The organism is Vibrio anguillarum (assembly GCF_001989995.2).
Lineage (GTDB): Bacteria > Pseudomonadota > Gammaproteobacteria > Enterobacterales > Vibrionaceae > Vibrio > Vibrio anguillarum.
In genome coordinates, this window is sequence record NZ_JAHGUP010000042.1 from 55616 (window position 1) to 77328 (window position 21713).

At 44.3% G+C, this 21713-nt stretch carries 18 protein-coding genes and 2 tRNA genes; 17 read left to right on the plus strand and 3 right to left on the minus strand.

The genetic code is table 11. The features are described from left to right. The first annotated feature begins 54 nt into the window (after nucleotides 1–54). The gene (tyrS, locus tag PL85_RS11600) at nucleotides 55–1242 is read left to right on the plus strand and encodes a tyrosine--tRNA ligase (RefSeq protein WP_013857629.1); all 1188 of its coding nucleotides are present in this window, start codon (nucleotides 55–57) and stop codon (nucleotides 1240–1242) included. Nucleotides 1243–1723: 481 nt separating this feature from the next. After that, a complete protein-coding gene (locus PL85_RS11605) occupies nucleotides 1724–2569 on the plus strand; it encodes a magnesium transporter (protein WP_064624449.1) in 846 nt (281 codons plus the stop codon). On the opposite strand, the gene dacB is transcribed toward PL85_RS11605, so the two are convergent. Together dacB and ompU are read right to left on the minus strand one after the other, a co-directional pair. After that, nucleotides 2548–3990 (minus strand): serine-type D-Ala-D-Ala carboxypeptidase, encoded by a 1443-nt coding sequence (dacB, locus tag PL85_RS11610; protein WP_115339534.1) that lies wholly within the window; start codon nucleotides 3988–3990, stop codon nucleotides 2548–2550. The genes PL85_RS11605 and dacB overlap by 22 nt on opposite strands. A 99-nt stretch (nucleotides 3991–4089) precedes the next feature. After that, a complete protein-coding gene (gene ompU / locus PL85_RS11615) occupies nucleotides 4090–5085 on the minus strand; it encodes a porin OmpU (protein ID WP_115339535.1) in 996 nt (331 codons plus the stop codon). Nucleotides 5086–5637: 552 nt separating this feature from the next. On the opposite strand from ompU, the gene greA reads away from it, so the two are divergent. Beyond that, nucleotides 5638–6111, plus strand: coding sequence for a transcription elongation factor GreA (gene greA, locus PL85_RS11620; protein ID WP_013857625.1), 474 nt, complete (start codon nucleotides 5638–5640; stop codon nucleotides 6109–6111). Between the two features lie 88 nt (nucleotides 6112–6199). Here the strand turns inward: greA and yhbY are convergent, their stop codons facing one another. Beyond that, nucleotides 6200–6496, minus strand: a complete 297-nt coding sequence (gene yhbY / locus PL85_RS11625) for a ribosome assembly RNA-binding protein YhbY (protein ID WP_010318529.1) — start codon at nucleotides 6494–6496, stop codon at nucleotides 6200–6202. Between the two features lie 119 nt (nucleotides 6497–6615). Between yhbY and rlmE the strand changes: the two genes are divergently transcribed. From rlmE to pnp, 14 genes are all read left to right on the plus strand, one after another. Beyond that, nucleotides 6616–7245 carry a 23S rRNA (uridine(2552)-2'-O)-methyltransferase RlmE gene (gene rlmE, locus PL85_RS11630; protein ID WP_047690104.1) on the plus strand — a complete coding sequence of 210 codons (630 nt, stop codon included), beginning with the start codon at nucleotides 6616–6618 and terminating at the stop codon, nucleotides 7243–7245. A 98-nt stretch (nucleotides 7246–7343) separates the two neighbouring features. Next, a complete protein-coding gene (gene ftsH / locus PL85_RS11635) occupies nucleotides 7344–9293 on the plus strand; it encodes an ATP-dependent zinc metalloprotease FtsH (protein WP_017049783.1) in 1950 nt (649 codons plus the stop codon). Between the two features lie 58 nt (nucleotides 9294–9351). Next, on the plus strand, nucleotides 9352–10182 hold the full coding sequence (gene folP, locus PL85_RS11640) for a dihydropteroate synthase (RefSeq protein ID WP_017045390.1): 831 nt from the start codon (nucleotides 9352–9354) through the stop codon (nucleotides 10180–10182). A 22-nt stretch (nucleotides 10183–10204) separates the two neighbouring features. Continuing rightward, on the plus strand, nucleotides 10205–11545 hold the full coding sequence (gene glmM, locus PL85_RS11645; protein WP_094146867.1) for a phosphoglucosamine mutase: 1341 nt from the start codon (nucleotides 10205–10207) through the stop codon (nucleotides 11543–11545). Between the two features lie 263 nt (nucleotides 11546–11808). Further along, a complete protein-coding gene (gene secG / locus PL85_RS11650; RefSeq protein WP_010318534.1) occupies nucleotides 11809–12144 on the plus strand; it encodes a preprotein translocase subunit SecG in 336 nt (111 codons plus the stop codon). A 26-nt stretch (nucleotides 12145–12170) separates the two neighbouring features. Further along, nucleotides 12171–12254 (plus strand) — tRNA-Leu (locus tag PL85_RS11655). Between the two features lie 54 nt (nucleotides 12255–12308). Next, nucleotides 12309–12385 (plus strand) — tRNA-Met (locus PL85_RS11660). A 211-nt stretch (nucleotides 12386–12596) separates the two neighbouring features. Then, nucleotides 12597–13052, plus strand: coding sequence for a ribosome maturation factor RimP (gene rimP / locus PL85_RS11665; RefSeq protein WP_013857619.1), 456 nt, complete (start codon nucleotides 12597–12599; stop codon nucleotides 13050–13052). A 36-nt stretch (nucleotides 13053–13088) separates the two neighbouring features. Further along, nucleotides 13089–14576: a transcription termination factor NusA gene (gene nusA, locus PL85_RS11670; RefSeq protein WP_013857618.1), complete on the plus strand. Its 1488-nt coding sequence runs from the start codon at nucleotides 13089–13091 to the stop codon at nucleotides 14574–14576. Nucleotides 14577–14600: 24 nt separating this feature from the next. Then, the gene (infB, locus tag PL85_RS11675) at nucleotides 14601–17321 is read left to right on the plus strand and encodes a translation initiation factor IF-2 (RefSeq protein WP_115339536.1); all 2721 of its coding nucleotides are present in this window, start codon (nucleotides 14601–14603) and stop codon (nucleotides 17319–17321) included. A 105-nt stretch (nucleotides 17322–17426) separates the two neighbouring features. Continuing rightward, nucleotides 17427–17843, plus strand: coding sequence for a 30S ribosome-binding factor RbfA (rbfA, locus tag PL85_RS11680; protein ID WP_026028089.1), 417 nt, complete (start codon nucleotides 17427–17429; stop codon nucleotides 17841–17843). Beyond that, complete coding sequence (gene truB / locus PL85_RS11685; protein WP_013857615.1) at nucleotides 17844–18794, plus strand: tRNA pseudouridine(55) synthase TruB; 951 nt, start codon at nucleotides 17844–17846, stop codon at nucleotides 18792–18794. It begins immediately after the preceding gene. A gap of 109 nt (nucleotides 18795–18903) precedes the next feature. Further along, on the plus strand, nucleotides 18904–19173 hold the full coding sequence (gene rpsO / locus PL85_RS11690) for a 30S ribosomal protein S15 (RefSeq protein WP_010318921.1): 270 nt from the start codon (nucleotides 18904–18906) through the stop codon (nucleotides 19171–19173). A gap of 316 nt (nucleotides 19174–19489) precedes the next feature. Beyond that, nucleotides 19490–21616, plus strand: coding sequence for a polyribonucleotide nucleotidyltransferase (gene pnp, locus PL85_RS11695; protein ID WP_010318920.1), 2127 nt, complete (start codon nucleotides 19490–19492; stop codon nucleotides 21614–21616). Nucleotides 21617–21713 lie beyond the last annotated feature (97 nt).

The following is a 21713-nucleotide window of genomic DNA, read 5'->3' on the forward strand; positions in this document are numbered from 1 at the left end:
TCAAGTAAGATGTTCAACTATTAAATTTTGCCAAATCTGTAGGAGTGAACAAGAATGGCGAGTATTGAAGCGGCTTTAGCTGAAATTAAACGCGGCGTTGAAGAGCTAATCCCAGAAGATGAATTGATCGCGAAACTGAAAGAAAACCGTCCACTGCGCATTAAATTAGGTGCTGATCCAACGGCTCCAGATATCCATCTTGGACATACGGTGATCCTCAATAAATTACGTGCATTTCAAGATTTGGGCCATGAAGTCACCTTTTTGATTGGTGATTTCACGGGTATGGTTGGTGACCCAAGCGGTAAAAATACCACGCGTCCACCGCTCACTCGTGACGATGTTTTGCGTAATGCTGAAACCTATAAGACACAAGTGTTTAAGATCCTCGATCCGGCTAAAACGAAAATTCAGTTTAACTCTGAATGGTTGTCTCTATTGGGCGCGGAAGGCATGATCCGTCTTGCATCGAACCAAACAGTGGCACGCATGCTAGAGCGCGATGATTTTAAAAAGCGCTACGCTAATGGTCAGCCTATTGCCATTCATGAATTCATGTATCCACTCCTACAGGGTTATGATTCAGTCGCAATGGAGACAGATGTTGAGCTTGGCGGTACTGACCAAAAATTCAACCTATTGATGGGCCGTGAACTGCAAAAAGCACATGGTCAAAAACCACAAGTTGTCTTGATGATGCCACTGCTTGTTGGTTTGGATGGCGAGAAAAAAATGTCCAAATCAGCGCACAACTACATTGGTGTCAGTGAATCACCAAGTGAAATGTTTGGCAAAATCATGTCGATCTCTGACACATTAATGTGGAGCTACTACGAGTTGCTTTCTTTCCGTCCATTGGAAGAAGTCGCACAGTTCAAAGCTGATGTTGAAAATGGCACGAACCCACGCGATCTCAAAATCTTGTTGGCGAAAGAGATCATTGCACGTTTTCACTCTAAAGAAGAGGCGGATGCGGCTGAGCAAGAGTTTATCAACCGCTTCCAAAAAGGTGCGATGCCAGAAGAGATGCCAGAATTTGAATTTGCAGCGGGTATTGCTATCACTAACCTGCTCAAAGAGGCGGGTTTAGTGGCTTCAACGTCTGATGCGATGCGAATGATCAAGCAAGGCGGTGCCAAACAAGATGGCGAAAAAATCGACGACAGCAAAAATGTACCAGCCGCGGGGACTTATGTTTACCAAGTCGGCAAGCGTAAGTTCGCACGAGTTACTGTAAAGTAAAAATCACAGTAAAGTGAACCGTCTATTCATCAAAGCGCCTAAGGGCGCTTTTTTGCTGGACCTGATCTTGGCATATTAATTAGTCATTAAATCTTCAATCTGAATGGTGTGGTTGGGTATGCGTGAAATTGGAACGCATTGGATGCAAAGATCAGAGTGTATTTCGCCAAAGGCTTTGGTACAATTTGCGCACTGCTAATTGAGCAGTACTTTCGGAGATTTTTATGAACAATACCGACCATCCCCCTAGTATGAAGGGAGAAAAATAACCGCTTTCGGTATTGGCGATCTTCGCTCCTACCTTCAGTGGTAGGGCTTATCTTTTCTGATTTACTCCTCTCGATTTTTCTCCTGCTCTCTAGTTTGAGATGAAAACTTATCTGTGAATTACATTGATGAACAATGACGTCATTGCTCATGTATATATTGCATTTGGTTATCATTTCGATGGTCGTTACCTTTGCCAATCGGGAGATTCGCCATGACGGTAATGAGCAACATTTATATTGAAAATTCACCTAACTTTTCTTTGGAAGAGATTGGTGCGGCTCGTAATGCATTTTTGCAGTACGAACAGCAAAAACAGGTACATTTATTGGCAGTGATGCCTATCGAAGAGGCAGTGGCGATTTTACGTCACTGTACTATTGGTTATGTTCAGCAACTACTCAGTGAATTAGATAAAGGGGGTTATGACATTCGCGCTCGCCATTACGCTAACCAATTGGGGTTTATTTACTCAGAAGTTGAAACGGCACAAAGCTATTTAACCACTAGCGTGATTGAACATGTGAAGCAGCGTATTGGCTGGATTATTGTATTGGCACTACTTGGTATCGTATCAGGGCTGATTATTACCCAGTATGAAGATACATTGAGCCAGCTTGTGCTCTTAGCTGTGTATATGCCTGTTATTGCTGCTGCAGGTGGGAATACTGGCTCGCAAGCTGCGACGTTAGTCGTGCGCGCGTTGGCGGTTGGTGAATTACGCAAACGTCAATGGTTGCGTGTATTATGGAAGGAGTGCCGTGTTGCGGTTTGTCTTGCGTTGGCTATCTCTGCGGTGATGGTGGCTCGCATTATGTTGTTTAGTGATGCCAACTCAACCGGAGGCTTTCCACTAGAAAACATTGCGTTTGCAATTGCGGTTGCGCTCTTTATCCAAGTCACTATTTCTACGACGATTGGTGGCTTATTACCCATTGCTGCGCGCGTTTTTAAATTAGATCCTGCGGTATTAGTTAGCCCTGTACTGGCTTCTATCGTCGATATTTCGGGTATGTGGATCTACTTTAACGTGGTGAATTATTCATTAGGACTGAGCTGACTGAACTTAACGACATCTTCAAAGAAGAGCGTCTCAAATTGAGCAATCGGGGCGGTAACACTAGTGTTATCGCCTTGATCTTGCGGATAATAATCAGTGATGAATTGAACAAATAATGTACTCGGTTTTCCTTGTTTATCTAAACCGAAGCCCGCCATGTTATGCGTTCCATAAAGCGAACCACTTTTGGCAATTAGCTGCCCTTGTATAGCTTGGCCACGCATACTACGTCGGTACTGTAAGGTACCGGATTCACCTGCTTTAGGCATGATGTCAATAAGCTTAAGGGTTTGATTATTAATCCAAATGTAATTCAGCACATCCACCATATTTTGTACTGACAGGCGGTTGTTACGTGATAAACCCGAACCATCAGCCAACTGAGCTTGTGCCAAGTTGATGCCTGTTCGAGAAAAAAGGATCTGCTTGATCGCCTCGGTGCCATTACTAAAACTGCCGGGTTGAATAAAAAAATGCTGGCCAAGTGTTTTGGTTAAACTGTCAGCAATCAAATTGTCAGACTCTTTAAGCATCATTTCTAACAACGAGTACAGTGGCATAGATTGATGTGTTGCTATCAATGAACCCTTTTCTATGCTCAGTTCATCTTGCTTTACACCCAGCTTAACCTCGCCTAGTAATTCAATGCCCACTTGTTTGAGTTGCTTATAAATCATACGTGTGGCGTATAAGTTTGGGTCTTGCACGGCAAACTTTAGTGGCAGAGGTTGTGTTCGCTCGGCCAAACAGCCGTCGAGCTGGTAATGGTTCTGCTCTGAAGTACGCAGTTCTAAATCACAGCGAGCGCTCTCTTGTTCAGTCTTAGTGACACTTCTTGCGTAGCTGGTCACGTGAATGGGATAGTGCTCAGGCACATAAACCCGAGTTTTCCCGTTCGGTTGCGTATAAATAGAGGCTTGCACACAATTACCATCCAGAGTGATTGCACTTGATGGGGCGCTATAGCATACCCCCAGAATATCCCAAGGTGATCCAACCGCGCGGTCGTAACCTGAAAAGGCTGAATTATCTAACCAAAGGTTGCCTTTTATTTGTGAGATGCCCTGTTTTTTTAGCTCGCTGAGTAGCTGCTTCATATCTTGGCTGGTTAACGTAGGGTCGCCAGAGAAGTGAATAACAATGTCATCGCCATGTTGAGTTAGTTGAGTCGTGAAGCGAAATTGTTCGCCAAGCTCTAGCGTGGCGGCAAGCGCGGTGAGCATTTTTAAAGTGCTGGCAGGAGGGAAAAGCGCTTGTATGTTATCAGTATCTTGAAAAACCTGTTCAGTGGCTAAAGAGTGAACGAATAAACCCACCCGAGTACCTTGTGGCAGTGTTTGCAAAGGCGTATACGCCAAAGTCGATAAAGGAAGGAAGAATGAGAGTATGAATAAAAAAGCACTGCGGTTTAATAAGAGCATAACACGGCATTTCAGGGCGGAGTGTGCATACAGTATAGCGAGATAAAAAAACGCCTGCTAGCAAGCAGGCGTTTTAAATCTATGACATTAAGCCAAGAATTAGAAGTCGTAACGTAGACCTAGTGCTAGTTCGTCTTCAGATTTAGCTTTACCTACTTTGTCTGAATCAAGTAGGTTGAAGTTGTAAGAGATATACGAACGGAAGTTAGGTTTGAAGAAGTAAGTTGCATCAACTGCAAAGTTATCAGCTTCATCTGCTTTATTGCCAGAATTTTTAGATTCTAGGTAGTTGTAAGTAGAAGTGAATACAGCTTGACCCATAGTGTATTTTGCTGCTAGCTCATAACCAGTTTTATCTGTTTTGCTATTTGCTGCTTTGTCTTGACCATCAACAAAAGTACCAGCGAAGTAGAAATCAGAGATAGCGTAAGACGCTGCTAGCATGTATTGATCAGAAGACGCATTCGCTGCTGTATCTTGATCTGCGTAACCCGCACCTAGCTTAACACCAGTGTCGCCGATTGCGTAGATAGCTGATAGAGAGTAGCCATCTGCATTGTTGTCTGTGATTGCAGACGTGCTTTCTTGACGGTCAGCAAAACGGTAGCTTGCTTTAACGCCTAGATCAGCAAATTGACCTTTATAAGCAACCATGTTGTCTACGCGGTCTGCTACAGCGATTTTATACGCTGCTGAGTTGCCGTGGTAAGACATGATACCAGTAAAGTCAGTGATAACACCTAGCGCGCCGTCATTTTTACCGTAAGTTACTTCACCGAAGTTACCGCCGATACCAGCATAAGTATAACGGTTTTCTAAATCACCTTTTTGGTCAGCTTTACCGTCGTCAGCAGTAGTAAATTCACCTTCGTAGAAACCAACACCGTATAGGCTATCGTTGATCGCTACTTTACCTAGGAAGTTTAGACGTACGCGAGTTTTATCTTCCGCTTTGCCATCTTTAAGAGAAAGACGTGCTTCTGCGCGGCCGCCCATTTCTAGAGATGTACCGTCTTGGTTGTATAGCTCACCAGCATTTACACCAGTTACTACTGCAGCAGCTGATACTGCTAAAGCAATCAGAGTTTTGTTCATCTTATTAGTCCTAATTTACTGTCCATAAATATTTTTATTTGCGACGTCTATATCGTCCTTCGAGTGCTTTTGAACATTGAGTTGCATAGGTTGGGTTTTGTAAACCTTCACTAATGTACAACCAAACGTTACTAGCATTTCGTGTTCTACTTTTACTCTTAAGTTCCGAAATTAGTTAGTAAAATGATATAAAACAGATTTATGAACACCGTTTTATTTAGTGTAAATAAATATCAAGTCTTTGTTTTTTATTTTATTTATTGGTTTTTATCAACTGGTCTGAATAGTTTGTTTTTTATTTTTTTTTAGTGAAGTGGGTCGGTTTTTTGTGCGAAAACATTCGTGAAAATGAGCTTTGTGTCTGTTTTTTATCACTTTCCCCTAAACTCATTCACAGAAATCTGACAGGGGTCACGTGTGATTTAAGATGATTTAGTCACGAAGTTTGATTACACTGATTAGCAACTATGTTAATCCATGTACTACCTAACCTTTGTTGTGTTGGGTAGTTTTGTTTTGCCCAAATACGAATTTTGGCATTAGAGGTATAAAATGGAAAAAGTTCCAATGACAGTTCGTGGTGAACAATTGCTGCGCGAAGAGTTAGATAGGCTGCTAAAATTACGTCCACAAATTACCCAAGCTATTGCAACCGCACGTGAACTTGGCGACCTAAAAGAAAATGCGGAATATCACGCTGCTCGAGAAGAGCAAGGTATTTGTGAGGCTCAAATTCGTGATATTGAATATAAGCTATCTGTTGCTCAGGTGATCGATATCACTAAAATGGAAAATACAGGCAAAGTGATTTTTGGTTCAACAGTGACATTGATTGACAGTGATACTGATGAAGTGAAACGCTACCAGATTGTGGGTGAAGATGAAGCTGAGATTAAATCTGGGCGCATTTCTGTCAGCTCACCGATTGCCCGCGGTTTGATCGGTAAAATGGAAGGTGATGAGGTGATTATCGCCACTCCTGGTGGTGATAAAGATTTCGAAATCGATAAAGTTGAATACCTCTAATTCATTTCAACAACAATCAAAAAGGTCGCAGTGTGCGACCTTTTTTTGTCTGTATCCATCAGAGTCAGAGCGTCGATAACGCGACTGATTACTTACGAGGGATCTCGATTTTACGTTGCTCGGTTTGACGAAATAGTACGAGAATCTTACCAATGGTTTGTACTTTTTCTGCGCCAGTCTCACGCACGATAGCATCGATAATCAACTGCTTAGTTTCGCGATCTTCGGATGCTACTTTCACTTTGATCAGTTCGTGGTGGTTGAGGGCAATCTCGATTTCCGCTAGAACAGCCTCAGTGAGTCCATTCGCGCCCATCAGTACAACAGGTTTCAAACTGTGTGCTAGGCCTTTAAGGTGCTGCTTTTGTTTGGTGCTTAGGTTCATTATGCGGCCAATTTTATTTAATATAAGGGTTGAAAAAAGCTATTTTAACGCCATCTATCCCTGAAGACTATATTTTCTACCATACTTTCTTGGATGGAAACATTTCAGTTAGGAATCGAATGAGTAAACAGAAGCATTCGGCCAGCTCTAGTCGCTGGTTGAAAGAACATTTTGATGATAAATACGTGAATGAAGCCAAAAAGAGAGGTTATCGTTCGCGTGCTATTTTCAAAATAGAAGAGATTCAAAATAAAGATAAACTGCTTAGGCCAGGAATGACTGTTGTGGATTTAGGGGCGGCTCCCGGCGGGTGGTCTCAATATTCAGCGGGTATCGTCGGTGATAAAGGCCGAGTGATCGCGTGTGATATTTTGCCGATGGATCCTATTGTTGGCGTTGCTTTCTTACAAGGCGATTTTCGTGAAGAGGCCGTGCTGGACGCACTATTAGATCGTATACAGCCTGATATGGTTGATGTGGTGATGTCAGACATGGCACCTAACATCGCCGGAAATAATTCGGTTGATCAGCCAAGGGCAATGTATTTGGTTGAACTAGCTCTAGATATGTGTCGACAAGTTCTTACTCCAAATGGTAGTTTTGTGGTCAAGGTTTTTCAGGGAGAAGGCTTTGATGATTATGTCAAAGAAGTTCGAAACCTGTTTAAAGTCGTGAAAATAAGAAAACCAGACTCTTCGCGAGCTCGCTCAAGAGAAGTCTTTGTTGTAGCCACTGGTTACAAAGGTTAACGTTTTTGCTGTACAAGGCATAAGTTAACATATGGCTACAGGTTACAAACTGTAGTACCCTACCTTTAATTACAATTAGTTATCGCGAGGCTTACACCTTGAGTGATATGGCAAAAAATTTAATTCTGTGGCTAGTTATAGCTGTCGTTTTAATGTCGGTATTCCAGAGCTTTGGCCCTGGTGATAGTAACGGCAAAGCAGTGGATTACACCACGTTCGTACAGGAAGTTGGCCAAGGCCAGATTCAAGAAGCTCAATTTAACAATAGTGAAATTTCCTTTACTCGTAGAGGCGGTGGTACTCGCTATGTAACTTACATGCCCGTGTACGATCAAAAACTGCTTGATGATTTGATTAATCAAAACGTTAAAGTACAAGGTACACCACCAGAAGAGCAAAGTTTGCTCGGGACCATCTTTATCTCTTGGTTCCCCATGATCCTACTGATCGGTGTTTGGATATTCTTCATGCGTCAAATGCAAGGTGGCGGTGGCAAAGGTGCCATGTCATTTGGTAAGAGCAAAGCTCGTATGATGAGTGAAGAGCAAATCAAAACCACGTTCGGTGATGTGGCGGGTTGTGACGAAGCGAAAGAAGATGTGAAAGAGCTTGTGGATTACTTGCGTGATCCGAGTCGCTTCCAAAAACTGGGTGGCAAAATTCCAACCGGTGTTTTGATGGTTGGTCCTCCTGGTACAGGTAAAACATTACTGGCAAAAGCAATTGCTGGTGAGGCGAAAGTACCGTTCTTCACTATATCTGGTTCTGATTTCGTTGAAATGTTTGTTGGTGTCGGTGCATCTCGTGTACGTGACATGTTCGAGCAAGCGAAAAAGGCTTCACCTTGTATCATCTTTATTGATGAGATTGATGCGGTAGGTCGTCAACGTGGTGCTGGTGTCGGCGGCGGTCACGATGAGCGTGAGCAGACGTTAAACCAAATGTTGGTTGAAATGGATGGTTTTGAAGGTAATGAAGGCGTTATCGTCATTGCGGCAACCAACCGTCCAGACGTTTTAGACCCAGCATTGCTGCGTCCGGGGCGTTTTGACCGTCAAGTGGTGGTCGGTTTACCTGATGTTCGCGGTCGTGAACAGATCTTGAAAGTTCATATGCGCAAAGTACCTTTAGCTGGTGATGTTGAACCTTCATTGATTGCTCGCGGAACACCGGGTTTCTCTGGTGCCGATTTGGCGAACTTAGTGAACGAGGCGGCGTTATTCTCTGCTCGCGGTAACAAACGCAATGTTTCAATGGTTGAGTTTGAGTTAGCAAAAGACAAAATCATGATGGGTGCTGAACGTCGTTCGATGGTGATGTCTGAAGAAACTAAAGCATCAACAGCTTATCATGAAGCAGGACACGCCATTGTTGGTCGTTTGGTACCTGAACATGATCCTGTTTATAAAGTATCGATTATTCCACGTGGTCGAGCTTTAGGTGTGACGATGTACTTGCCTGAACAAGACAGAGTTAGCATGTCGAAGCTGCATCTTGAGTCTATGATTTCAAGCTTGTATGGCGGTCGTTTAGCGGAAGAGTTAATTTACGGCCCAGAGAACGTTTCAACTGGTGCATCAAACGATATCGAACGTGCGACAGCCATTGCTCGTAAAATGGTTACGCAATGGGGCTTTTCGGAAAAACTTGGCCCATTGTTGTATGCAGAAGATGAAGGTGAAGTCTTCTTAGGGCGCAGCGTGACTCAAACTAAGCATGTGTCTGAAGATACTGCTAAGTTGATTGATGACGAAGTTCGTAAAATTATTGACCGCAACTATGATCGTGCGCGTAAAATCCTTGAAGAAAATATGGATATTATGCATGCAATGAAAGATGCGTTGATGAAATACGAAACGATTGATGCAGGCCAAATTGATGACTTAATGGAGCGTAAAACCGAGATTCGCGAACCTGCAGGTTGGGCTGATCAAGCCAAAGCTCAAGCAGAAAAAGCGGAAGCGGAAAAAGCTCAAGAGCCAAAAGTAGAGCCAGCAGCAGAAGACGAAGTAGCCACTGAGTCCTCAGAAAAGAAAGATGCTGAGTAATCGTTAATATTCAAATTAAACCCCGAGCTTTCTCGGGGTTTTTGTGTTTTAGAGCAAAATGAAGATTCAAACCCCAACAAAGACACTTATCCTCGATCGTCCTCATGTCATGGGTATCTTGAACATGACACCGGATTCATTTTCCGATGGTGGAAAATTTAACGCGCTAGATTTGGCACTAGAGCATGCCGATAAAATGATTGCCGCAGGTGTCAGCATTATTGATATTGGAGGGGAGTCAACTCGGCCGGGTGCTCCAGAAGTGACTCTCGATGACGAATTATCTCGTGTTATTCCTATTATTAAAGCTATTCGTGCAAAATATGACGTCTGGATTTCAATTGACACTAGTAAAGCTGAAGTGATGCGTCAGGCGGTTGAGGCTGGTGCTGATTTGATTAATGATGTTCGTGCACTGCAAGAGCCGGGGGCATTAGAGGTTGCGGCTAAAGCACAAGTGCCTGTCTGTATCATGCATATGCAAGGCCAGCCACGAACGATGCAAACCAGCCCACATTATCAAGATGTGTTAGCGGATGTTAAGCTCTTTCTAGAAGATCGAGTCGCAGCGTGCGAGCGCGCGGGGATCGCGCGTGCAAATATTATCCTCGACCCCGGTTTTGGATTTGGCAAAACCATTGAGCATAATTATTATCTGCTTGCACATCTAGACGCATTTCATCAGCTAGGTTTGCCGATATTGGCTGGGATGTCTCGTAAGTCAATGATTTTTAAACTACTCAATAAAAAACCAGCTGAATGTATGGTGGCGAGCGTTACCTGCGCGGCTGTAGCGGCAATGAAAGGTGCACAGATTATTCGTGTCCATGATGTGAACGAAACCATTGAAGCAATGAAAATAGTACAAACCATTATTCAAAATAGTTAACAATAATAATTAAGGAAAAATCATGTCTGACAAAAGACGTTACTTTGGTACAGATGGTGTCCGCGGTAAAGTTGGACAGTATCCTATCACTCCCGATTTCGTATTAAAACTTGGCTGGGCAGCTGGACGTGTATTGGCAAAACAAGGCACGAAAAAAGTCATTATTGGTAAAGATACGCGTATTTCAGGTTATATGCTTGAGTCGGCTCTAGAAGCGGGCTTAGCCGCTGCAGGATTAAAGGCGATTTTTACCGGACCTATGCCGACGCCAGCTGTTGCTTACCTGACTCAAACCTTTCGTGCCGAAGCGGGGATCGTTATCTCAGCGTCGCATAACCCTTATTACGATAACGGCATCAAATTCTTCTCATCCGAAGGGACTAAATTACCTGATGAAATTGAATTGGAGATCGAAGCTGAATTGGATAAACCGATTGAGTGTGTCGAGTCTGCCGAACTTGGTAAGGCTTCACGTATGGTCGACGCTGCAGGGCGGTATATCGAGTTTTGTAAAAGTACCTTTCCATCGCAATGGAATTTATCAAAGCTGAAAATCGTCGTTGACTGTGCTCATGGTGCCACCTATCACATCGCGCCTAATGTCTTTAAGGAACTTGGCGCTGAAGTGATAGCAATGGGGGTTGAGCCAGATGGTCTGAATATTAATGACGAAGTTGGAGCAACGGATGTCCGCGCGTTGCAACAGCGCGTTGTGGCAGAAAAAGCAGATTTAGGACTGGCATTTGATGGTGATGGCGATCGCTTAATTATGGTTGATGAGCTTGGCAATAAAGTGGATGGAGATCAAATTGCCTATATCATCGCCCGTGATGCCCTGAGACGTGGAGAATTAAAAGGTGGTGTTGTTGGAACGCTAATGACAAACCTTGGTATGGAAAACGGCTTAAAGCAGTTAGGTATCCCTTTTGCGCGCGCGGCGGTTGGTGACCGTTATGTGATGGAAAAATTGCTGGCAAAAGGTTGGAAAATTGGCGCAGAAAATTCAGGGCACATCATACTGCTAGACAAAGTGACTACGGGTGATGCGATTGTTGCGGCGTTGCAAGTTCTTGCTTCCGTTGTGGGCAGTGAAATGTCGCTCAATGAACTGGCTAAAGGCATGACGCTTTACCCGCAGGTTTTAGAAAACGTACGTTTTAGTGGTGATTCCAACCCATTAGAAGCCGAAGCGGTAAAAGCAGCTGTAGCTGCCGTAGAAGCGGAACTTGGTAGCCAAGGTCGAGTGCTCTTGCGTAAATCAGGTACTGAACCTTTATTGCGCGTGATGGTGGAAGGGGAAGATGCTGAGCTAGTAAAAAATTCAGCATTAAAGATAGCGCAAGCGGTTAAAGATAATTGCTAACCAGGCAAATAATATGAGTTAACCTAGGATTTCATGACCGTAATTCGGCTTGAAATCTTATGGTTAGCTATACACATAGGGTGTTGTTGCCCTTTTTTTAACCGCTTGAAGCATAAACTCCATTTTTTTATAAAATACTCCTTGTCAGCATGGGATGCATTCGTTAGTATTGCGTCCGCCTTCGTTGAGGAGGTCGCTAGCCTTGTTCAAGTCAGTTGATAAGAACGGCGCTGGCTCAATTATTTGGAACATAGGTGGAAGTAATGTTTACAGTTCTACTTGTGATTTACCTGTTGGCAGCGCTTGGTATCATTGGCCTAGTGTTAATTCAACAAGGTAAAGGCGCAGATATGGGAGCCTCTTTCGGTGCTGGCGCGTCAAACACTGTGTTTGGTGCTAGTGGCTCAGGAAATTTCCTAACCCGAATGACTGCAATTTTTGCAACCGTATTCTTCATTCTTAGTTTGGCATTGGGCAATTTGTCTACGCATAAAACTGAATCACAATGGATTGACCCAACTAAAGGTCAAGTGATTGAGCAAACTACGGATACAGCGAGTGACGTTCCAGTAAAATCTGGTGACGAAATCCCGCAATAACTTATCTTAGATAAGTACAAATAATTGCCGAGATGGTGAAATTGGTAGACACACTAGCATGAGGTGCTAGCGCCTTAGGTGTGAGGGTTCGAGTCCCTCTCTCGGCACCATTATTTACAAACTTGTAAATCACTTGATAGAGCGTATAATGCTCGCAAGTCGGACGCGGGGTGGAGCAGCTTGGTAGCTCGTCGGGCTCATAACCCGAAGGTCGTCGGTTCAAATCCGGCCCCCGCAACCAAATTCTTTTTGGGTTTTGGATGCAAGTTTGTGCAGTGTCAACCTCACTGCAATTGAGAATTTAGATTCTCAATCATCAGGGTCCAGCAACAAAAAACCCCGACTAATCGGGGTTTTTTGTTATCTGAGTTTCTCAAGTATGAGATTTTCAGATAGTTGCTTGGAATTTAAATTGGGCTCTGTGCCCTTTTTTTGTTTCTGGAGTGGTTTAAATGACTGGTTTAGAAAGACAACTTACTGAAATGCTTGACGCTCCAGTAGCGGCATCAGGTTATGAGTTAGTTGGATTAGAATTTATTCGTGCCGGAGAGCACTCAACATTACGCATCTATATTGATCATGAAAACGGTATTAACGTTGATGATTGCGCAGAAGTGAGCCATCAAGTGAGTGCTGTGCTCGATGTTGAAGATCCAATTTCTGTGGCTTACAACCTAGAAGTTTCTTCACCAGGTTTAGAGAGACCACTTTTTAAAGCAGCGCATTATGAACAGTTTATTGGTCACGAAGTCAGCATCGTTTTGAAAATGGGTGTCGGCAACCGCCGCAAATGGAAAGGAATTATCCATTCTATTGATGGCGAAACCGTTGCAATTAGCGTTGATGGGAAAGAAGAACTATTTGCGCTAAGCAATATTTCTAAAGCTAACCTGATCCCTAAATTTTAGTTCTCCTAGAGAAAAGAGCTTAAGAGGCTAGATTAAATGAGTAAAGAAATTTTAGCGGTAGTTGAGGCGGTTTCGAACGAGAAGGCCGTACCTCGTGAGCGTATTTTTGAGGCGCTTGAAACTGCGCTTGCCACATCAACAAAGAAGAAACATGAAATTGAAGTCGATGTACGTGTTGCTATCGACCGTAAAACGGGTGAGTTTGAAACTTTTCGCCGTTGGTTAATCGTTGAAAATGTTGAACATCCAACAAAAGAAATTTCATACGATGCAGCTAAATACGACGACGAAACAGCTGAACTTGGTCAATATATTGAAGATCAAATTGAATCAGTGACCTTTGACCGTATTACAACACAAACAGCAAAACAAGTTATCGTACAAAAAGTGCGTGAAGCTGAACGTGCGCAAATCGTCGAACAGTTTATTGATAACGAAGGTGAGTTGGTTACTGGCGTTGTTAAGAAAGTAAACCGTGATTCGGTTATTTTGGATTTAGGTAATAACGCTGAAGCGGTTATTTTACGTGATGACCAGCTACCGCGTGAAAACTTTCGTCCAGGTGACCGAGTTCGTGGTCTGCTATATGCTGTACGCCCTGAAGCGCGCGGATTCCAACTCTTCATTACTCGTTCAAAACCAGAAATGCTCGCTGAGCTATTCCGTGTAGAAGTGCCAGAAATCGGTGAAGAGCTGATTGAATTGAAAGCCGCGGCTCGTGATCCGGGTTCGCGTGCGAAAATTGCAGTCAAAACCAATGACAAACGCATTGACCCTGTGGGCGCGTGTGTCGGTATGCGTGGAGCACGTGTTCAAGCCGTATCGAGTGAGCTCGGCGGTGAGCGCATTGATATCGTTCTTTGGGATGATAACCCAGCTCAATTTGTTATCAATGCAATGGCACCAGCAGATGTTGCATCGATCATCATGGATGAAGATACGCACTCAATTGATATTGCTGTTGAAGCGGATAACCTAGCGCAAGCAATCGGTCGTAATGGTCAAAACGTACGTCTCGCTTCTCAACTGACTGGTTGGGAATTGAATGTTATGACGGTTGCTGATCTACAGAAAAAACATCAAGAAGAATCGATGGCTTCTATTGAAAACTTTATGAAGTACCTCGATATCGAGCAAGACTTCGCTGAGTTATTGGTTGAAGAAGGCTTCTCAACGCTTGAAGAAGTGGCTTATGTGCCAGTTGCTGAGCTACTTGAAGTTGACGGCCTAGATGAAGATATCATCGAAGCATTGCGTACTCGCGCGAAGAATGCGTTGACCACGATTGCGCTAGCACAAGAAGAGTCTTTTGAAGGGCTAGAGCCAGCAGAAGATCTGCTCGCACTAGAAGGTTTAGAGCGTGAAATGGCCTTTAAACTCGCAGCGAAAGGCATAGTCACATTAGAAGATCTTGCTGACCAAGGTATTGATGACCTCGAAAATATTGAAGGTCTAACAGAAGAGCGTGCAGGTCAATTGATCATGGCAGCGCGCAATATTTGTTGGTTTAGCGAAGAAGAATAATTCTCAGCAAGGGGAGAGAGCGGCATGACACAACTTACAGTTAAAGCACTGAGTGAAGAAATTGGTACGCCAGTTGACCGCTTGTTAGAACAACTTGCTGATGCAGGCATGAACAAAACGAGTTCTGATAACGTTTCTGATGATGAAAAGCATAAGCTACTGTCACATCTTAGAAAAGAGCACGGTGATACCACTGGTGACTCAGAGCCGACTCGTTTGACGTTGCAGCGAAAAACACGCAGCACATTGAGCGTCAATGCCGGCGGCGGCAAAAGTAAGAATGTTCAAGTTGAAGTGCGTAAAAAACGTACCTACGTTAAGCGCAGTGCAGTAGACGATGAAGCAGCACGTGAAGCGGAAGAAGCCGCGCAACGTGAAGCACAAGAATTAGCAGCGCGTGAAGCACAAGCAAAAGCAAAAGCAGAGCGCGAAGCCGAAGAAAAAGCAAAGCGTGAAGCCGAAGAAAAAGCGAAGCGTGAGGCACAAGAGAAAGCGAAGGTTGAAGCACAAACGAATGCAACAGCTAACGCGGATGAGAAAGCAAAACGTTCTGCAGTGAAACCAGAACTTTCTGCTGAAAATAAAATGAAGCAAGAAGCAGCGCGAAAAGAAGCCGAAGAGCTTAAACGTCGTCAAGAAGCCGAAGCATTACGTAAAGCTGAAGAGGAAAGTCAGCGCCAGCTAGAAATAGCACGTGAATTGGCTGAGAAGAATAAAGAGCGTTGGTCTGCTGAAGAAGAGAAAAAGGGTAGTATGGAAGAAAATACAGATTACCATGTTACGACTTCAACGTATGCACGTGAAGCCGAAGATGAAGCAGATCGCCGTGAAGAAGGTGCTAGCCGTAAATCTACGAAAGCCAATAAGAGCAAAATCTCATCTCAGGATGATAAGCAAGAGCGCGGTACGCGCCGAGGCAAAGCTCGTAAGGGTCGTATGGCTAAACCTGCATCGATGCAACATGGTTTTGATAAAACAGCGGTTGTCGCTAAGCAAGATGTTGTGATCGGTGAAACGATTGTTCTTTCTGAACTGGCAAACAAAATGTCAGTGAAAGCAACTGAAGTTATCAAAGTGATGATGAAGATGGGCGCTATGGCAACCATCAACCAAGTGATCGACCAAGAAACCGCGCAATTAGTCGCTGAAGAAATGGGTCATAAAGTTCTCATCCGCAAAGAGAATGAACTGGAAGAAGCGATCCTTTCAGACCGTGATAACAAGTTTGAAGCAGTGCCTCGTGCGCCAGTTGTGACTATCATGGGTCACGTTGACCACGGTAAGACATCAACACTTGATTACATCCGTCGCACACACGTTGCATCAGGCGAGGCCGGTGGTATTACTCAGCACATTGGTGCTTACCACGTTGAAACACCAAACGGTATGATCACCTTCCTTGATACTCCTGGACACGCTGCGTTTACTTCAATGCGTGCTCGTGGTGCTCAAGCGACAGATATCGTTGTATTGGTTGTTGCAGCAGATGATGGCGTGATGCCACAAACGGTTGAAGCGATTCAACATGCGAAAGCGGCGAATGTGCCACTTATCGTTGCAGTGAACAAAATCGATAAAGATGGTGCGAACCCAGATGGCGTGAAAAATGAGCTTGCTCAACACAACATCATTCCTGAAGAGTGGGGCGGTGAGAACATGTTTGTTCACATCTCTGCGAAACAGGGAACTAATATTGATGGCCTACTAGAAGCTATCCTACTTCAAGCTGAAGTTCTTGAGCTTCATGCTGTTAAAGATGGTATGGCGTCTGGTGTGGTGGTTGAATCTCGTCTTGATAAAGGCCGTGGCCCTGTAGCAACCGTTCTTGTTCAATCAGGAACACTACGCAAAGGCGACATCGTACTGTGTGGTCAAGAATATGGCCGTGTTCGTGCGATGCGCGACGAAACGGGTAACGAAGTTACGGAAGCGGGCCCATCAATTCCTGTTGAAATTCTAGGTTTGTCTGGTGTTCCAGCTGCCGGTGATGAAGCAACAGTGGTACGTGATGAGCGTAAAGCACGTGAAGTGGCAAATTATCGTCAAGGCAAATTCCGTGATGTGAAGCTTGCACGTCAGCAGAAATCTAAGCTCGAAAACATGTTCTCTAACATGACAGCGGGCGAAGTGGCTGAACTGAACGTGGTACTAAAAGCAGACGTTCAAGGTTCGGTTGAAGCCATTGCTGATTCACTGCGTAACCTTTCAACTGATGAAGTGAAAGTGAACATCGTGGGTTCTGGTGTGGGTGGTATCACAGAAACTGACGCAGTACTTGCAGCAGCTTCTAACGCTATCGTACTTGGCTTTAACGTTCGTGCTGATGCATCAGCTCGTCGTACTATCGAATCTGAAAACTTAGACCTACGTTACTACTCAATCATTTATCAATTGATTGATGAAGTAAAAGCGGCCATGAGCGGCATGCTAGCACCAGAGTTTAAGCAAGAGATCATTGGTCTTGCTCAGGTTCGTGAAGTATTCAAATCACCTAAACTAGGCGCAGTTGCTGGTTGTATGGTGACTGAAGGCGTTATCAAACGTAATAGCCCTATCCGTGTTCTACGTGATAACGTGGTTATCTACGAAGGTGAACTTGAGTCACTACGTCGCTTTAAAGATGACGTACAAGAAGTGAAGAATGGCTACGAATGTGGTATCGGCGTTAAGAACTACAATGATGTTCGCGTTGGTGACCAAATCGAAGTCTTCGAAACAGTGGAAATTAAACGTACACTGGATTAATTGACTGACGTTGCTGTATTGAAATAGACAGTAATCGGTTGTTGAATACACCATGGGGGGCTGGGTTGAACCATCCCCCCATTCTTTCTATATGTGAGAAAAGATATGTCAAAAGAATTTAGCCGCACGCAGCGCGTATCCCAACAGCTGCAAAAAGAACTCGCTATGATCATACAACGTGAAGTCCGCGACTCACGCTTAGGTATGGTGACTATTTCAGAAGTCGAAGTGTCACGTGACCTTGCTTATGCAAAAGTGTTTGTGACGTTTCTATGCGTTGGTGAGCAGACCCCAGAAAGCTGCTTAGCTGCGTTAAAAGAGCATGAAGTTCATATCCGCATGATGCTTGGCAAACGTATTCGCTTACGTTTGACCCCAGAAATTCGCTTCACTTATGACAATACTTTGGTTGAAGGTATGCGCATGTCCAACTTGGTGACTGAAGTGGTCAGCAATGATAAGCGCAGACAGAAAGATGCAGGACGTGAAGATGAAGCGTCTGCAGAAGAAGGGAATGAATAGATGGCTCGTCGTCGTAAAGGTCGCCCAATCAACGGGGTAATTTTACTGGATAAGCCAACGGGTATCTCCTCGAATGATGCCTTACAAAAAGTAAAACGTATTTATTTTGCAGAAAAAGCCGGACACACTGGCGCGCTCGATCCTTTGGCAACAGGAATGTTGCCTATTTGCCTTGGTGAAGCGACAAAATTCTCTCAGTTTTTACTTGATTCAGATAAGCGTTATCGAGTCATTGCAAAACTGGGTGAGCGAACCAATACCTCTGATTCAGACGGAGAGGTAGTGGAAACACGTCCAGTCAATGTGCAATTAAATACCCTGCGAGAGTGCATCGAGCGTTTTCGTGGTGAAACCGACCAAATTCCGTCAATGTTTTCTGCACTGAAGTATCAAGGCCGTCCTCTATATGAATACGCTCGTGAAGGCATTGATATTCCTCGCGAATCTCGAAAAATCACTGTCTATGATATTGAATTGATCCGTTTCGAAGGTGATGAAGTTGAAATGGATGTGCACTGTTCGAAAGGCACGTATATCCGCACTATCGTGGATGACTTAGGTGAAATGCTTGGTTGTGGCGCACATGTGACCATGCTGCGTCGTACTGCGGTCGCGAAGTACCCATATGAGAAGATGGTGACTTTAGAGCAACTTGATGCATTGCTGCAACAGGCGCTGCGTGATGATGTCGCACCGAAAAATGTGTTGGACTCGTTATTGATGCCAATGGACAGTGCGGTGCAAGATTTGCCGGAAGTTAACCTTATTCCTGAGTTGGCAGACATGGTACAACATGGCCAACCAGTGCAAGTGTTGGGTGTGCCACTTGATGGCACAGTGCGCATGACCATGGGTGAAGAGAAACTCTTTATCGGTGTGGGTGAAATTGACCAAGATGGTCGTGTTGCGCCTAAGCGATTGGTCGTTTTTAGAGACGAAGAGTCGCTTTAAATAGCTATTGCTTAACGTTGGGGATTTCCCTATAATCCCGGCTTCGCGTAGCGGCTGAATCAGAGATTGGCTGCTACACCTTTAAACTTACTCTTATTAGGAGAGCATTATGTCTCTGAATGCAGAAACTAAAGCGGCAATCGTTGCTGAATACGCACGTGGCGAAGGCGACACTGGTTCACCAGAAGTACAAGTAGCACTACTAACTGCTTCTATCAACCACCTACAAGGTCACTTCAAAACTCACAAAGGCGATCACCACAGCCGTCGTGGTCTACTACGTATGGTTTCAAGCCGTCGTAAGCTTCTAGACTACCTAAAAGGTAAAGATTTAGGTCGTTACCAAGACCTAATCAAACGTCTTGAGCTACGTCGCTAAGATCAGTTTGTTCAGAAAAGGGGCTTTTAGCCCCTTTTTTGTTATCTAAATTTGGCACAATCTCTCCTAAGTCGCTATACTACCCGCCGTTAAAGTGTGTTGTATGTACTTTAACGCTTCATACTCATAGCATTACAGTCACCGAAGTCGGCCAGCAGGTCGCGGCTATTAAAAGTAGCGTTCAGATACCAGTGGGAGCGGCAAGCCCAACGCTTTGTTTCCCGTGATATAGAGCCTATTTTTACTAGTCGCGATTCGTAATGTCTTGAGTGTTATTTCATTCAATCTAGAGGCAACTCTAGAGCAAGGATAAACAATGTTTGATAAACCAGTAGTGAAATCATTCCAATACGGTAATCATACCGTCACTCTAGAAACCGGCGTTATCGCACGCCAAGCTACATCGGCCGTTATGGTCACTATGAACGATACCGCGGTATTCGTTTCTGTTGTTGGTAAAAAAGAAGCAGTAGAAGGTCAAGACTTCTTCCCTCTTACTGTTAACTACCAAGAGCGTACTTACGCAGCGGGTAAAATTCCAGGTGGCTTCTTCAAGCGTGAAGGTCGTCCATCAGAAGGCGAAACTTTGACTGCGCGTCTGATTGACCGCCCAATTCGTCCTCTTTTCCCTAATGCATTTAAAAATGAAGTTCAAGTCATCGCGACAGTGATGTCTGTAAACCCAGACGTTCAACCTGATATCGTGACTATGATTGGTACTTCAGCAGCACTTGCTATCTCTGGCATTCCATTCAATGGTCCTATTGGCGCGGCGCGCGTGGGTCACATTGATGGTCAATTAGTACTTAACCCTAGCATGACCGAGCTTGCAGTATCTCGTCTTGATCTTGTGGTTGCAGGTACAGACAACGCAGTGCTGATGGTTGAGTCAGAAGCGGATAACCTAACTGAAGAAGAAATGCTAGCAGCGGTTGTTTACGGCCACGACCAACAACAAGCTGTGATTAAAGCGATCAATGAATTTGCTGCTGAAGTTGCCACTCCAGCTTGGGATTGGGTTGCTCCTCAAGAGAACACAGTACTTAACAGCAAGATCGCTGAACTAGCAGAAGCTAAGCTTGTTGAAGCTTACAAAATCACTGAAAAAATGGCTCGTTACGACCGTATTCATGAAATTGCTGCTGAAGTAAACAAAGTAATTCTTGCTGAAGATCCTGAAGCAAATGCGAAAGAAATCCACACTATCTTCCACGATCTAGAGAAGACGGTTGTACGTCGTAGCATTATTGCTGGCAACCCACGTATTGACGGTCGTGAAAAAGACATGGTTCGTGCGCTAGACGTACGCACTGGTATTCTTCCTCGTACTCACGGTTCTGCACTATTTACTCGTGGTGAAACTCAGGCAATCGTAACCGCTACTCTTGGTACTCAGCGTGATGCTCAAATCATCGATGAGCTAACAGGTGAGCGTAAAGATAACTTCCTACTACACTACAACTTCCCTCCATACTGTGTGGGCGAAACTGGTTTTGTAGGCTCTCCTAAGCGTCGTGAAATCGGCCACGGTAAACTGGCTAAGCGTGGTATCGCTGCCGTTATGCCTTCAGTGGAAGAGTTCCCATACACAGTTCGTGTCGTATCAGAAATCACAGAATCTAACGGTTCATCTTCAATGGCTTCGGTATGTGGTACTTCTCTTGCTCTGATGGATGCAGGTGTACCAATCAAGTCTTCAGTTGCAGGTATTGCAATGGGTCTTGTTAAAGAAGGCGATGATTTCGTTGTTCTTTCTGACATTCTTGGTGATGAAGATCACCTAGGTGACATGGACTTTAAAGTAGCGGGTACTAACCAAGGTATCACTGCACTGCAAATGGACATTAAGATCGAAGGTATCACCAAAGAGATCATGCAAATTGCGCTAAACCAAGCACAAGGTGCACGTAAGCATATCCTTTCTGTGATGGATCAAGCGATCTCTGGTGCTCGTGCTGAGATTTCTGAATTTGCACCACGCATTTACACCATGAAGATCAGCTCTGAGAAAATCAAAGACGTGATCGGTAAAGGTGGTGCTGTGATCCGTGCTCTAACTGAAGAGACGGGCACAACCATCGAAATCGAAGATGACGGTACAATCAAGATTGCGGCAACCGATAGCGCTCAAGCTAAAGAAGCGATTCGTCGCATTGAAGAGATCACGGCTGAAGTTGAAGTCGGCGCTATCTATACTGGTAAGGTCGCTCGTCTGGCTGATTTTGGCGCGTTCGTTAACATTCTTCCTGGTAAAGATGGTCTGGTACACATTTCTCAAATCGCGGATCAACGCATCGAGAAAGTCTCTGATTACTTGAAAGAAGGCCAAGAAGTTCAAGTTAAAGTACTTGAAATCGACCGCCAAGGCCGTGTTCGTCTAAGCATGAAAGAAGCGGTAGAGAAACCAGCTGAAGAAGTTGTTGCAGCACCAACGGCTGAATAAGGCCACTTTAAGCTTGAGAAGCACGGCGCTTTAGTCGCCTTTTCAACATAAAGCATGATATAAAGGGAGCGTTATTCGCTCCCTTTTTCATGCCTAG

Coding starts and splice junctions, on each gene's coding strand:
- tyrS (WP_013857629.1), top strand. CDS start 55: ATGGCGAGTATTGAAGCGGCTTTAGCTGAAATTAAACGCGGCGTTGAA.
- PL85_RS11605 (WP_064624449.1), top strand. CDS start 1,724: ATGACGGTAATGAGCAACATTTATATTGAAAATTCACCTAACTTTTCT.
- dacB (WP_115339534.1), bottom strand. CDS start 3,990: ATGCTCTTATTAAACCGCAGTGCTTTTTTATTCATACTCTCATTCTTC.
- ompU (WP_115339535.1), bottom strand. CDS start 5,085: ATGAACAAAACTCTGATTGCTTTAGCAGTATCAGCTGCTGCAGTAGTA.
- greA (WP_013857625.1), top strand. CDS start 5,638: ATGGAAAAAGTTCCAATGACAGTTCGTGGTGAACAATTGCTGCGCGAA.
- yhbY (WP_010318529.1), bottom strand. CDS start 6,496: ATGAACCTAAGCACCAAACAAAAGCAGCACCTTAAAGGCCTAGCACAC.
- rlmE (WP_047690104.1), top strand. CDS start 6,616: ATGAGTAAACAGAAGCATTCGGCCAGCTCTAGTCGCTGGTTGAAAGAA.
- folP (WP_017045390.1), top strand. CDS start 9,352: ATGAAGATTCAAACCCCAACAAAGACACTTATCCTCGATCGTCCTCAT.
- glmM (WP_094146867.1), top strand. CDS start 10,205: ATGTCTGACAAAAGACGTTACTTTGGTACAGATGGTGTCCGCGGTAAA.
- secG (WP_010318534.1), top strand. CDS start 11,809: ATGTTTACAGTTCTACTTGTGATTTACCTGTTGGCAGCGCTTGGTATC.
- rimP (WP_013857619.1), top strand. CDS start 12,597: ATGACTGGTTTAGAAAGACAACTTACTGAAATGCTTGACGCTCCAGTA.
- nusA (WP_013857618.1), top strand. CDS start 13,089: ATGAGTAAAGAAATTTTAGCGGTAGTTGAGGCGGTTTCGAACGAGAAG.
- infB (WP_115339536.1), top strand. CDS start 14,601: ATGACACAACTTACAGTTAAAGCACTGAGTGAAGAAATTGGTACGCCA.
- rbfA (WP_026028089.1), top strand. CDS start 17,427: ATGTCAAAAGAATTTAGCCGCACGCAGCGCGTATCCCAACAGCTGCAA.
- truB (WP_013857615.1), top strand. CDS start 17,844: ATGGCTCGTCGTCGTAAAGGTCGCCCAATCAACGGGGTAATTTTACTG.
- rpsO (WP_010318921.1), top strand. CDS start 18,904: ATGTCTCTGAATGCAGAAACTAAAGCGGCAATCGTTGCTGAATACGCA.
- pnp (WP_010318920.1), top strand. CDS start 19,490: ATGTTTGATAAACCAGTAGTGAAATCATTCCAATACGGTAATCATACC.